Raw genomic sequence first — 13,336 nt, 5'->3', positions numbered from 1 at the left:
CTTTAGTTTTTAGATTGAAGCCGATAGCCTAGAGATCTAATTTCATAGGAGGATGTCGTTTGAGGGAGTATAAAAGGGATATCTTCTTTAGGTAATTCAGAAACGTTTAAAGAACAATGATAAACATCGCGGAGATTTTGTGTTGTCAACACATTAGTTGCATTTCCTTCGCAATAAATCTCACCTTCCTTGAGCAAGATCATGTTATCTGCATAATGTGCCGCGAGATTGAGGTCATGAAGAACAGCAAGAACGCCGCCACCAGAATGAGCAAATTGTTTAGCAATATCCATAACGATGATTTGATGTTGAATATCGAGGCTAGCAATAGGTTCATCTAATATCATCCAGCGAGGAATCCCATTATGAACAGGTTTCCAGACTTGGCAAAGTACACGGGCAAGTTGTACTCTAGCTTGTTCTCCACCTGATAATTGGTGATAATACAGGTTGCCATAATCAGAAAGGTCAACGCACTCTAAAGCTTTCTGGATAAGATTTTGCAATTCGGCTTTGGCAATGCTAAATTGGTTTACAGAAAGGCCAAGCCCTACAACTTCATGGACTAAGAATGGAAATACGAGCGTTGTTGATTGTGGTAGTACAGCCCGCATTTTTGCCATTACATGAGTTTTTGTTTGGCATACATTATAACCATTTAAGGTTATTTTTCCACTATAAGGAATTTCACCACTCAGAGCTTTGATAAAAGTACTTTTTCCTGATCCATTAGGACCAATAATAATGGTAAAAGCACCACTTTTAGCTTGAAGATTAATGTGTTTAAGAATCTGCTTCTTTCCGCGCTGAACACAAATATTTGTCGCTTCAATCATGAAAAGTCTGTTCCTCGTTTGCATATAAGGATCCATAGAAAGAAAGGTGCACCAAAAAGCGCTGTTACAATCCCAATCGGCAATTCTGCGGGGGCAACAATTAAGCGTGCAAACATATCAGCAAAAATAAGTAATGCTGCTCCCAAGAGAGCAGAGCAAGGAATGAGATAGCGATGATCAGGACCTATGAGTTGACGTAAAATATGAGGAACAATAATACCAATAAAACCAATACCACCACTGACAGCAACAGCACTACCGCACATAAGAGCAACAAGGGGAATAGCAATATTTTTGACGCGTTGAATATGGAAACCAATATGGCCAGCAACAGCTTCTCCAAGAGCAAGGGCATTAAGTGCTCGTGATAAAAAGGGAGAGAAAAGAAGACCAATAACGATAAAAGGGAGAACAAGCCATACTTTCAACCATGTAGCGCCCGCAAGAGAGCCCAGACTCCAAAAAGTGATATCACGCAGTTGTTGGTCATTTGCGACAAAAATCAATGTTCCTACAACAGCACTGCTTAATGCACCAAGAGCAATACCAGCAAGCAGCATGGTTGCAATAGAGGTAAAGCTGTTATGCGTTGCTATTATGTAGAGAATAATCGTTGATAAAAGTCCACCAAAAAAAGCACCTATGATAACTTTATAAGGCTCTAGAAAAGGTGCAAAAGAAACAGGAAAAGCAATGCCGACAACAATTGCTAAGACTGCTCCAAGTCCAGCACCTGCTGATACACCTACAATTCCGGGATCTGCAAGAGGATTACGAAAAAGCCCTTGCATAAGAACACCGGAGACAGCTAAGGCTGCTCCAATCAATAATCCCAAGATAACACGGGGAAGCCTTATGTCGATGAGCACGAGGTAATCACGCGTTTTACTACTTACCGAAAAATCTTGTGTAAGTATCACATGGAGGAGATCAACGAAAGAAACCTTTGCTGCACCATTCAAGAGCCCACCAAAAATACTGAAAATAAGGAATATTATTAAGCTTAATAATAAAATTTTTCCCTGCTTTGAACGGTTTATTTTTTTACCTTCTTTTTCTTTAGGTAAATGCATCCTGGATGTACCGTCTACCATTTTTATCAGCTCTTACCGTTTTGATGTGCACCATAAAGTATCTCAATAAGCTCTCTTGATGCGTCTGCAGTACGTGGACCAAATCCCAAAAAATACATAGCATCCATCTGTTTTATGGCATGATTTTTCGCTGCAGTTGTTGCTTGAACTGCCGGTATGGCTAAAATCTTATCAATGCTGGTTGATCTTGCACCATGTTTTACAAGCAAAATAACATCAGGATCTGATTTCAATAATGCTTCGCTGTTGAGAAGTTTATATCCTTTATAATCGGTGATAGCATTGATAGCGCCTGAAAGTTTGATCATACTATCAGCTGCAGTACCTGTTCCAGATGCCATGACGCGTCCATTTTGCACAGAGAAAACAAAAAGAACACGCTTTGGTGTTGTTACTTTCGCTAAACGCGCATCGTTGTCTAAAAAATTACGCTTCAATTTCTCAATTAACGCCGCGGCTTGCACTTCCCGATGAATGGCTTGACCAACGAGGCGAATCTTTTCTATCACATTTTCACGGGAGTAGTCTTCTGGTATGATCACCAGAGGTATTGATGTTTTTTTGAGAATATCAATTGTTGAAGCGGGACCACTTCCTTCAACAAGCAATATACCCTCTGGAGCAAGTGATAAAACCCCCTCAGGTGAAAGAGCACGCATATATCCAAGCACAGGAAGCTTGAGCGCTTCTTGTGGGTAGACGCTTGTACTATCACGAGCGACAAGTTGATCTTGGGCTCCCAATGCATAGACAATTTCTGTAAGTGCTCCGCCGATAGAAACAATTCGAGCATTTTCAGGAAAACGCGTTGCAGGTTCAGCAATTACTTGTTTAGAAAAACAAGTAAGAGAGAGCAGTAAACACGTAAGAAAAAGGTTTGATAACCTATGTAAAAGAGATATGAACATGTCTAACCTTATCTTATCTTAGTTACTGCTGTTTTCTTGGCATGATGGCAAACTATTCAATAAAGAACGCCAATCTTCACGTTCTTTTTGACCCTCCTTGCGTACGCCAAAAAATTGAATAACCATCTCATCATCTTTATCGAAAACTTCAAGTGAACTGACATAACCATCACGGGTAGGTTTGCGAACATGCCATACTCTAGCAATCCCGGACGTGAGTAAATGAAGGTCAAATCTTGGATCAAGAACATTAAGCCAAGGTCCCATTTGCTTAATATTTTTTACAGTCCCACTAAAAATTTGAATACACCCTTTATTCCCAACAAAACACATGATTGGCAGTTCTTGTTGTGCGACTTGGTTAAGCATTATTTCAACAGCATTTACCTGTAATTCATCGGCAAATTCATTACCAACATATTTTACAGCATGATGTCGATTAATTTTAAATTCGGAAATAATTTTGTGAAGTTGGTGTACATCTGTCATTTTCCGCCAACGATCCCGAAAACTCTCAATATCCAATTCTGTTATGTCACATTGGGCTGGGAGAGAAACGGGAAGAATGTTAAGAACAGGAGACTGATCTTCAAGAAGGAGCTTTTCAACAAGTTTATTCCACTCTTCCATATTTGTCATATCTTTAGAATAGACCTTTAAAATAGCAACGCCATGTTGATCAAAGAATTGCAGACTTTTTGTAGGTTTTCCAAGAATAACGACATCATATTCAAAACCGAACTTCCATTGTTTTGTAAAAATACGCAAATCAATTTCACCAAGTGTGATAGGAATATGTTCGTTTTGAACAATTTTTTCAAAGCGTCCCGTTATTTCGTGAACAGCATATTCATTGCGAGTTAAGACCATGACGGTTCCAAGTCGAGGTGCATTTTCCAAGAGAGTAGCAACATCAGTTTGTAGCCTTTTTGCTTTTCCAATGGTACAATAAGCCGCAATAAGCTCCGCTTCAGATATACCAATCGAAACCGCAAAATCGCGGTTTCGCATTTCTTTTTTTTCTTCACGCAAACGAAGAATCATTTCAGCTGTATGTGCCATGAATTTACCTTATGTTACTTAACTCAAAAACTAACTTTCAAATTTTACAATTCCAAGGCAATAAATTAAATTCTTTTAAGAGTTCAATCTATCACAAAATAACACTCTATCGCCAACAGCTGAGCAATCAAAAAACGATAAAACAGAAAGAATTAAAACTTTTCTACCAAATCTTTGTAATTTTAAAGATGTTGAAAATAGAAACACAATAATTAATCCTTTTATCAATACGATTTTATTGACCGAATAATTAACAGAAGTGACTAAAACTTTTGTACAAACGACACCTTAAAGTTACGACCAGGCTGGCTATAATAATCTTTTGGTGTTGAACTTTTACCTGAAGGAAGTTCAGATACATTCCAATATTTTGTATTGAAAAGATTATAAACACCGGCTCTTAGAATAGGTCCCGTTTCACCGAATGGTTTCCACCACCCTGTCATATCAACGACATGATATGCTGGAATTTTTTGGTAATCAGATTCTCCGGCTACTTTGTCACGTTTAGCTGCCAAAGTAAGGATAATATCGCTTCCCCAAACCTCTTTTGCATATCCTAATCCGATAACTGCTTTCAAAGGAGGAATTGAGTTAAGATACTCCTTTTTATCAAGATCTTTTCCTTGTGAATAAGCAAGAGCAACATTGCTATGAAAACCATTTTTAAGAACTAAATGGGCTTTTGTCTCAACACCAAAAATTTGCACGTGAAAACGATTCATGTAATGCCGACGCGCAAATCTAAATTCCTCTGATGGCCCTCTATCCTCAGTATCTATGAAATTCTTATATTGATTGAAAAAGGCATTGAAGGAACCACCGAAATTTACATTTCCATACCGTAGACCAACATCATACCCATTGCTTGTTTCTGGTTGAAGATCAGGATTCCCTTTCACGTAATAAGCAGAAGGTTTGATATAAGAGACGTAAAGTTCTGAAATACGTGGTGCACGAAAAGCCTGTGCCCACTGAGCATAGAGCGTTACTTGATTACGAACATCCCACTCCACGCGTAATTTAGGAGAAAAGCGTGAACCACTTCTTTCTGGAGGGAATTTATCAGAAATCAGAGCTTTCTCATAAGAAGGTGTTTTCTGAGGAACATATTTGTACCAATCATACCGGATTCCCGGTGTTACACGAAAACGATCATCAACCAACCCAATTTCATCTTCAAAAACAAAACCTAAATTGTAACCATTTGTGTCTGGTGAATCTGATCGATTAGCAGGAACAAAAAGACATCCTCGAGCGTATTCTTTTATATGACAATTGTCTTTACCTAACAAATAGTGATGAAATTTAGATGACGAAACATTCATTACAAACTTTAACGTATGGTTTATAGTGCCAAAATCCACTTTTTTAAGGGCATCAGCATTGAAACCATAATTGATATTACGCAAGAAATTATCTCTCAAATAATCCCCTTTGGGGGCTGAAACACGAACGCCTGTCATAACGTAACGACTTGATTGCCTTTGCCAATAAAGCTGCCCATTAAACGCATCAAGAACTGCATCACCATTACCATTATAATTATAAGAAAGAGAAAAGCGCTCACGAAGTTTATTATCCTGCTCATAAACGGAACCTGGAGCGTATCTTTTAGACGAATTTAATTCATGTGTGTTACTATTATGACCAAAACGCTCTGCGGTAAAACCAAGGCGGTGATTATCACTCAAATATTGATGAATTTTAAAAAGTAAGTTATTTTTATCAAAGTGAGAAGGGTTTTTGCGCGTGCGTTCCTCATACCCTTCTACTGTTCCCATATTTTTGCGCTCATGACCTTCTACATAAGATCCTTGAAAAAGTAAAAATGTTCGGTAATTACGCACAGCAAAAGCTTGATCGATGCGCCAGCTGTTATCAACAGAATTATAACCACCTTTTATAAGGCTTCCCCAATTCTTTTCTTCCACGATCAGGTCTTCAGGATCAAGGGTACGCAACGCAATGATTCCCCCTAAGGCGCCAGAACCATAAAGACTAGAATCTGATCCTTGAATAGTATCAAACGTAGAAAGAGCATTGAAATCAAAAGTTGTGTTTCCACCTCCACCACGGAATATATCATTAAACCATGGAAGAGAAATACCATCCATTGTCGTAAGAACACGGTTTGCATCTAAACCCCGAATAACGAAACTGTTATTTTCTGAGTTATAGGATACGGAAGGATTAAGACGACTCACATCATAAACATCAGTTATTTGTCTTTCATCAATATTCTTGTTGGTCTTACGATCAGTCAGAATGGTTATTGAATTTGAAGCATCTTCTATTTTTTTTCCTTTAATAAGGATTGGTTTGAGTTCAGTGACAGCACTTCCATCTTTATTTTGTGCAAAAACAAATGAAGGTATACAGACCGATAATGCACTTAAAATTACACAGCTTTTATAGATATTTTTTCGTCTTATTTGCATAACACATCATAACCCTTTTAAACATCCCCTCTCTGTTTTGAAATTTTTTAATACAAAAAGGCTGGACTCACTGATTAAAACTTGCCAGCCAAGTAGGAATGATTTTGACAACGGCACAAAATCATTAGAAGACCATATTAAACATGACAAAATCAGTCAAGAAAAAAGTTGCAATTTCAAAATAGCCTGTTTTAATGAGATTGAACACCAATATTAAGCTTAAAATAGTGGCAGAAGAAACGATGATTTTTGCAAATACGAAACAATTATTAACTCTTTGGATTGGTGCATTTATTGGGGCTTTCTTTTTGCATGTATTATTGGCAGCACAGTTTTATTTTCAAAGTACTGGTATAAGTAATGGCTTGCTCTCATCGGAGATTATGCTGACTTTTGTGCAAGAAACTGTATATCCGGATGTTGATACAGACTTGCCAGATATTCATAGAGAGTCGGATATTAATACAGAACAAGAAATATTACAGTCTGATCTCCTAGAGCAGGAGTCAGAAGGATTGGAATCCGTGGATGAAGTTCAATCGGAAGAACCTCAGCATATAGTAGAACAAGATGATTTAAAGCCTTTGGAAGAACCCCTACCTCAAAAAGTGGAGCATAAAGCGTTTATCAAAAAAACAATACAGATGCCAAAGGCCGTAGTAAAGCGCTCCAATGCAAAGGCGGTACGTTCTTCTTCCATCAACAAGGGCGGCGGTACAGCAGGGCTTGAAGATATGTTGTTAATGGAGTGGTTAGCAAAGGTACAGTCACAATTAGAAAGGCAAAAAAATTATATTGTGGGACAGCGCACCAATCGTACAAAAGGAACGGTGAAGTTAGAATTTATGGTGCATGAGCAGGGGAGTATTTTTTCTAGTCGTGTAGTAGTCTCTGCTGGAGATCCAGAACTTGATCGATTAGCGATGGCAGCCCTTCGACGCGTTGGTTCTTTTCCACCACCACCACCATCAAAAGTGAATAAAACAATTAGAGTATCCCTAATATTTAGCTGATTTTTTATACGGGGCGATTTTCTTATAATATATTGATTTATAATGATTGTTTATAATTTTAATGAAAGTTCAAATATAATTTATTCGAATTTTTTTGATGTTGAATCAATCAAAACCATCCGCTTACTTATGATACAAGTTGAGGAGGAGCATGGATAAAAAACTTCTAAAAAGCAGTGAATATACTTCTTATGAGTGCTCTAAATGAAAGGGCTTTTGCAACATTGGGAGTTAAGGGATGATAGAGCTATAGCTTTTATTAATTAAAGGTCTAATCGATTTTTATACCATTCGTGAGAGGATTTTCGTAAGTACTTTTCAGATACACCGTTGTGAAATGGACTTAGAAACATTAAAATAAAACAATAATATAAATAAGAAAAACATACTATTTGGGGATACTCTGTTTTGTGTGAAGGATGTGAGCTTATATGTAAAGCTTATATGTAAAAATGAGAAAAACAAAAAGCAAAGTTTCATCTTCATTATTAAAAGATATTGACATATTTAAAAGTCGTAAAACCGAATGAAAAGGGAAGATGCAGAAGAAAATTGTTTGTCTTTAAAGGCTTTCTAACTCAATGTGTCTGTCTTTCTGTTATCAGAAATAATCCAAACGATATATATAATAACGTGCTCTTATTTGGTATAGAAATGTTATAAGCAGAAAAAATAGTTTTAAAAAATGCTGTTTCACAAGATTTGAATATTGACTAATAAGCAACAGTAAAAGGATGAGCTATTTGTTTCACTCTTCTCTATATATTTGTAATCTCTATGATATTGTCGTCTATGTTGAGAAGAAATGAATTATTTGTACTACCTGTTGATTTATAATGATAATTCATCATTTTGTATTTAAAATAAAAGACCCAAATAGCGTAGGGTTTCCTCATTTCGAATTTATTAATACTGAATCAATTAAAATTACTTTCTTATACGTCCTAAGAAGGTTGGTATGTGGGTACTATTTAAAAAGGAATAAAAACACTTCTTGTGAACGCATTTCAAATGCTATTTGGGAAGTTAAGGCATATTATTTCCGTCGACCAGAAAGCAAGTCGGTTTTTATATCTATTTTCCCAGTGAGTCTTGCTTTGTAGACACCATAATTTTCCATGACACGCATCACGTAATTACGTGTTTCTGTATAAGGAATACGTTCAATCCAATCAATGACGTTATCGAGAGATTGACCTCGAGGATCGCCATAACGTTTTATCCATTCATTGACTCGACGGGGACCCGCATTATAGCCAATAAGAGTTAGTATATAGGATCCATTAAAACGTTCTAATTGTTCATTGAGAAAATGAGCACCTAATGTTGCATTATAATGAGCATCACTGCTAAATTTTTTAGGAGACCATGCGATTGAGTATTTTTTTGCCAGTGCTTTTGCTGTTGTAGGAAGCAATTGGAGTATACCTTGTGCACCTGCTTTTGATATGGCTGTTGGATTAAATTCGCTTTCTTGGCGTGCAATGGCATAGATAAGCGATTTTTCTTCTACAGAAATATTAGCAGAAGCTGGTATAGCTCCCAGAGGATGAGAGAGTGCACCGACATTTTTCCCCTGAAAAACAGCCATTTTTCCAATTTTGAGGCTGGTATAATAGTCTCCATTTTTTTCTGCCATAACAGCCAGAAGAGCTAATTCACCGGGGCTTTCTATTTTTTTTCCGAGCTCTCTATAAAAAATTTTAGCAAAATCAGCATAGCCGGCTGCTTCAAGACGTTGAATTGCTTTGATCGCTTTTCGTGCACTAAAATGTTGTCGCTCAGCGGTTGTTGGTTTGGGAAAGAAAACTTTAAGCTTTTTTTGGTTGAGTCGTGCAGCGGCTAATTGACCATAGTAAGTTGCACCAAAATGAGCTGCGCGATGAAAGTATTGCTGGGCATTTTGATGTTCTTTTAGCGCTTCTGCTGTTCGTCCCATCCAGTAATATCCACGTGATGCATAAAAAGGTAAAGAAGAGAGTTGAGGAATACGTGAAAAATGCTGCATTGCTAATTTAGGGTTATGAAGAAACCGTAGTGCATACCATCCTGCATGAAACTCAGCATCGATGGCTAATGCAGATGTTATACCAGTGTGCATTGCAACGAGTTGATAAGCAATTTTTGGTTTGTTTAAATCGAGCATTTCACGAGAAAGGGCGCGTTGTTCTTTCCACAATGAATGAGGGTTCATAAGGCGAAATGCATCTTTTGATGTTTTCATCATGAGTGCTGCGGCCGCATCATATTGCTCTGTTCGTCGAAGATGGCGTATTCGAGCAAACTGAAAAAGAGGATCTTTTTGCCATGATCTCTCTACAGCTTTTAATTTTTGTGTAGCTCTAGGATCATTTTTTTCAACGGCCACAAAAGCATTAAAAAGAGATTGAGCATGGGCTAATTTTGCAACGCGTGCTGCTGAATCAAAACGATGTGCATACAGCATAAACTGCATGCGTTTCAAATGATCAATAGGTTTTAATGTAGCGCTTGCATTTTTAAGAACAAATACTTCTTCTTTTGCATTAAGCTGTGTTTTATGCCACCATGGCGCAATAACGTGTTGAGCACGAGTGGTTTGTCCCGTTGCGATAAGTGCTTTAGCGAAAAGAGCCATCCCTTGTGCTGTTTGGGGCGGGTGATGAGAAAATTTTTGGATGATTGCGCGTGTGACGTTGGTTTCGTTAAGAAAAGCACGTTCAGCATTGCGTTGCATCGTTTCTATACCTGGCCATCCTTTTAGCATGTTGATTGCATTAAATATTTCAGAACTGGATATATTAGCTTGGTTTGACACCCCCAGCGCCCATGTCAAAATATGACGATCAAGGCTATGTTTTTCCATTGAATTACGAAGATTTATTGTTTTTGCAATATTGTTGTTTGCTAGTGCATCTAGCCCAGTTTTCAGTTGCTGAAGTGTAGCAGTATTGTGTGATGTTGTGTGTGTCTGTTGAAGAGATTCTTGAGCTTCTTTTGCGGTAAAGGGAGTAGGGCGAACCAAAGGGATTGGTACTTTCCCTTGCAAAAGGGGTGTTTGCGCGTATGCACTTGAAAATAAAATTCTTATTGCCAGTATAAGTGCAGTAAAGGTTGATACGAAAAGAGAGGTGGAAAATACACGCATAGAGAAAAGACCTTGAGACCTTGCTTTTTGTAAAAACTTAAGGATTTATAGAACACAAGCATGAAAAACGCGTTAATATAGACGGCTTATTTTAAAGAAATGTTCAACATTTAAGGAGGGACATTTTCATCTTATGGGGGCTTTTTTTGAAATTCATCTTGCTTCAATGATAGAGCAAGATTATGCTCTATTTAAAATTTATAAAAGGCGATTATTAAAAAAATAAAAGCAAACATTATAGGGAGTTTGTCATGCTCAAGGGAGCTATAACTGCGCTTATCACACCGTTTGATAACAAGGGCGCAATTGATGAGAAGGCGTTTTGTGATTTTGTTGAATGGCAGATCACACAAGGGATTAACGGTGTAAGCCCTGTTGGGACAACAGGTGAATCAGCAACGTTAAGTCATGAAGAACATAAGCGGATTATAGAATTGTGTGTTGAGCAGGTTGCAAAGCGTGTTCCTGTTGTTGCTGGAGCGGGATCAAATAGCACAAGCGAGGCTGTAGAGCTTGCACAATACGCGCAAAAAGCTGGCGCAGATGCAGTTTTGGTTGTCACTCCCTATTATAATAGACCAAATCAATCTGGCTTATATAAGCATTTTTCTTCCATTGCCAAAGCTGTTTCTATTCCGATTATAATTTATAATATTCCTGGTCGTTCTATTATCGATATGGCTGTAGAAACGATGAAAGACCTTTATCAAGATTTTAACAATATCATTGGTGTTAAGGATGCAACGAGCAGAATTGAGCGCGTTAGTGAACAAAGTGAAAAGTGTGGAAAAGATTTTGTGCAGCTTTCCGGTGATGATTGTACGGCGTTAGGTTTTAATGCACATGGAGGTATGGGGTGTATTTCAGTTTCCTCCAATGTTGCTCCAAAGCTTTGTGCTGAACTTCAAGCCTCTTGTTTTCGTGGTGATTATAAAACAGCACGAGAATTAAATGATCGCTTGATGCCTCTTAATCGTGCTGTGTTTATTGAACCTAGTCCAGCAGGTATTAAATATGCTGCTGCAAAATTAGGATTTTGTGGTGATACTGTGCGTTCTCCTATTGTTCCATTAACAGAAAGAACAAAGAAGATTATTGATGCAGCCCTCAGTCATGCTGGTCTTTTAAAAGCATAAAATGATATTGACAAAGCCATGAATAAAAAAAAGAACGCGCCCGTACGGAAAATAATTGCTGACAATCGTAAAGCACGTTTTAATTTTGAAATCCTTAATAATCTCGAGGCTGGTCTTGTCCTTCAGGGAGCGGAAGTGAAGTCCTTACGTTCTAATCATGCCAATATTGCTGAAAGCTATGCGAGTTTTGAGAATGGGGAATTATGGTTAGTAAACAGCTATATTCCTGAATATACGCAGGCTAATCGTTTTAATCATGAACCACGACGTTTGCGCAAATTATTACTTTCAAAACGTGAGATGGCACGTTTTTTTAATGCAACGTCTCGTGAAGGAATGACACTTGTTCCTCTCAAACTTTATTTTAATGAACGAGGGCGCGTTAAGTTGGAGATCGCTCTAGCGCGGGGGAAAAAGCTTCATGATAAGCGCGAAACGGAAAAAAAACGTGATTGGGGACGTGAGAAAGCAAGACTTTTAAAAAGGTATGGCTAATGGATGCGATCTAGATATTCTTTATTCATAGCGCTGTTTAAAACAGTTTTAGCATTGATCTAAGTATGTTTTTGCTGCTTGAAAGATTTGATGAAACATGGCGTCTGTCAAACGTCCAGTATTTGTATTATAACGAGAACAGTGATAGCTCGAAAAGATGCGTAATCTGCCGATGTTATTGATTTCGCCGTGTCCAAAAGGGTGAGCTAAAACTTTTGCATTAAGGGCACGTATCGTTGAATGGTGCGCAATGGTGCCTAAGGTAATAACGGCTTTAAGTTTGGGAAGATTTGTTAAAAGAGGTGAGAAGAAATAGCGGCACGTGTTAATTTCTGCACCGGTGGGTTTATTTTCTGGTGGAACACAACGAACAGAGTTAACAATTGCTGCATCAATAAGTTCAAGAGTATCGTCTGCTCTTTCTTCAAAGGTTCCTTGGGCAAAACCAAACTTTTTTAAAGTTGAATAAAGTAAGTGCCCAGCATAATCACCAGTAAATGGACGTCCAGTTCGATTTGCTCCGCGTAATCCAGGAGCAAGCCCAACAATAAGAAGGCGTGTTGTATCTGGCCCTTTATAAGGAAAGAATGGGCGCACCGGTGCGTTATACCAACTTGGTTCTTTTACACGCCAGCCAGCGATAAATTGATGAAGCCTCGGACATAAATTGCAATTTTGGGGTGGTTCTGGGCACAGTGATGTTAATTGGCTATTCATGGTGTTAGGCATCAATCGTTTTTCTATTTTGTGAGTCTTTATATAGCGTATATGACGGGTTATGTTTTGATAAACAATCTATAATGAATATAAATAAACTTTTTTAGAAGAAAGTTTAATATAAACTTATTGCTCATTATTGTGTAAAGAGAGGTCATCTTTCAGTAATTTATTCGATGAATAAGAGTGCGATACACATGATGTTCAAAGAAAAAAGTTTTCTCTTTAGATAAAGATATTATCATAAAAAGTATGTATAAGACTGCTGTTATTGCAAAGGGTTTAAACAGCAGGTATTCCTTTTAAAAGGATAAGGACTCCAGACAAGTCTTTTGTCAAGAAAGACCTCCCTTTGTTTGAAGTCAATCTATTGGAATGCTTTTAAAAGAAATTTTGATAACGAGCATGAATAGGTTATACATTTTTAAATTTTCCAAGAATTTTTTTAAATAAGTTCTTTAATCAAAAAATATAAAAGTTTGTGTTGTTTTTCTTGTGTTTTATTTT

10 protein-coding genes are annotated in these 13,336 nt (G+C 37.6%); 3 read left to right on the top strand and 7 right to left on the bottom strand.

Annotated features, from left to right (window positions below; translation table 11 throughout):
• Positions 1-2: 2 nt before the first annotated feature.
• The 5 genes from ACFINI_RS01950 to ACFINI_RS01930 form a co-directional block, all read right to left on the bottom strand.
• The gene (locus ACFINI_RS01950) at positions 3-836 is read right to left on the bottom strand and encodes a heme ABC transporter ATP-binding protein (RefSeq protein WP_375611204.1); all 834 of its coding nucleotides are present in this window, start codon (positions 834-836) and stop codon (positions 3-5) included.
• The gene (locus tag ACFINI_RS01945) at positions 833-1,930 is read right to left on the bottom strand and encodes a FecCD family ABC transporter permease (protein ID WP_375612958.1); all 1,098 of its coding nucleotides are present in this window, start codon (positions 1,928-1,930) and stop codon (positions 833-835) included. Before ACFINI_RS01945 ends, ACFINI_RS01950 begins: the two co-directional genes overlap by 4 nt.
• A 5-nt stretch (positions 1,931-1,935) precedes the next feature.
• Complete coding sequence (locus tag ACFINI_RS01940) at positions 1,936-2,838, bottom strand: hemin ABC transporter substrate-binding protein (protein ID WP_375645486.1); 903 nt, start codon at positions 2,836-2,838, stop codon at positions 1,936-1,938.
• A gap of 18 nt (positions 2,839-2,856) precedes the next feature.
• Positions 2,857-3,900: a hemin-degrading factor gene (locus tag ACFINI_RS01935; RefSeq protein WP_375611207.1), complete on the bottom strand. Its 1,044-nt coding sequence runs from the start codon at positions 3,898-3,900 to the stop codon at positions 2,857-2,859.
• Positions 3,901-4,163: 263 nt separating this feature from the next.
• Positions 4,164-6,341, bottom strand: a complete 2,178-nt coding sequence (locus ACFINI_RS01930) for a TonB-dependent hemoglobin/transferrin/lactoferrin family receptor (protein WP_375645485.1) — start codon at positions 6,339-6,341, stop codon at positions 4,164-4,166.
• Positions 6,342-6,583: 242 nt separating this feature from the next.
• On the opposite strand from ACFINI_RS01930, the gene ACFINI_RS01925 reads away from it, so the two are divergent.
• Positions 6,584-7,354 carry an energy transducer TonB gene (locus ACFINI_RS01925; RefSeq protein WP_375645542.1) on the top strand — a complete coding sequence of 257 codons (771 nt, stop codon included), beginning with the start codon at positions 6,584-6,586 and terminating at the stop codon, positions 7,352-7,354.
• A gap of 1,036 nt (positions 7,355-8,390) precedes the next feature.
• Here the strand turns inward: ACFINI_RS01925 and ACFINI_RS01920 are convergent.
• Positions 8,391-10,481 carry a lytic transglycosylase domain-containing protein gene (locus ACFINI_RS01920; RefSeq protein ID WP_375620714.1) on the bottom strand — a complete coding sequence of 697 codons (2,091 nt, stop codon included), beginning with the start codon at positions 10,479-10,481 and terminating at the stop codon, positions 8,391-8,393.
• 251 nt (positions 10,482-10,732) lie between these two features.
• On the opposite strand from ACFINI_RS01920, the gene dapA reads away from it, so the two are divergent.
• Together dapA and smpB are read left to right on the top strand one after the other, a co-directional pair.
• On the top strand, positions 10,733-11,617 hold the full coding sequence (gene dapA / locus ACFINI_RS01915) for a 4-hydroxy-tetrahydrodipicolinate synthase (protein ID WP_375629370.1): 885 nt from the start codon (positions 10,733-10,735) through the stop codon (positions 11,615-11,617).
• An 18-nt stretch (positions 11,618-11,635) separates the two neighbouring features.
• Positions 11,636-12,112, top strand: a complete 477-nt coding sequence (smpB, locus tag ACFINI_RS01910) for an SsrA-binding protein SmpB (protein WP_012231306.1) — start codon at positions 11,636-11,638, stop codon at positions 12,110-12,112.
• Between the two features lie 48 nt (positions 12,113-12,160).
• Here smpB and ACFINI_RS01905 read toward each other — a convergent pair whose 3' ends face one another.
• Positions 12,161-12,829: a uracil-DNA glycosylase gene (locus ACFINI_RS01905; RefSeq protein ID WP_375620809.1), complete on the bottom strand. Its 669-nt coding sequence runs from the start codon at positions 12,827-12,829 to the stop codon at positions 12,161-12,163.
• Between the last annotated feature and the right edge of the window lie 507 nt (positions 12,830-13,336).

Source organism: Bartonella sp. AA56HLJMS, assembly GCF_042197145.1.
GTDB lineage: Bacteria > Pseudomonadota > Alphaproteobacteria > Rhizobiales > Rhizobiaceae > Bartonella.
The sequence above is the reverse complement of the archived record's forward strand: the minus strand, read 5'-3'. Positions and strand labels throughout refer to the sequence as shown.

What these genes read in the sequence shown, in the direction of transcription:
- ACFINI_RS01950 (WP_375611204.1), bottom strand. Translation starts at nt 836, where the DNA reads ATGATTGAAGCGACAAATATTTGTGTTCAGCGCGGAAAGAAGCAGATT.
- ACFINI_RS01945 (WP_375612958.1), bottom strand. Translation starts at nt 1,930, where the DNA reads ATGGTAGACGGTACATCCAGGATGCATTTACCTAAAGAAAAAGAAGGT.
- ACFINI_RS01940 (WP_375645486.1), bottom strand. Translation starts at nt 2,838, where the DNA reads ATGTTCATATCTCTTTTACATAGGTTATCAAACCTTTTTCTTACGTGT.
- ACFINI_RS01935 (WP_375611207.1), bottom strand. Translation starts at nt 3,900, where the DNA reads ATGGCACATACAGCTGAAATGATTCTTCGTTTGCGTGAAGAAAAAAAA.
- ACFINI_RS01930 (WP_375645485.1), bottom strand. Translation starts at nt 6,341, where the DNA reads ATGCAAATAAGACGAAAAAATATCTATAAAAGCTGTGTAATTTTAAGT.
- ACFINI_RS01925 (WP_375645542.1), top strand. Translation starts at nt 6,584, where the DNA reads ATGATTTTTGCAAATACGAAACAATTATTAACTCTTTGGATTGGTGCA.
- ACFINI_RS01920 (WP_375620714.1), bottom strand. Translation starts at nt 10,481, where the DNA reads ATGCGTGTATTTTCCACCTCTCTTTTCGTATCAACCTTTACTGCACTT.
- dapA (WP_375629370.1), top strand. Translation starts at nt 10,733, where the DNA reads ATGCTCAAGGGAGCTATAACTGCGCTTATCACACCGTTTGATAACAAG.
- smpB (WP_012231306.1), top strand. Translation starts at nt 11,636, where the DNA reads ATGAATAAAAAAAAGAACGCGCCCGTACGGAAAATAATTGCTGACAAT.
- ACFINI_RS01905 (WP_375620809.1), bottom strand. Translation starts at nt 12,829, where the DNA reads ATGAATAGCCAATTAACATCACTGTGCCCAGAACCACCCCAAAATTGC.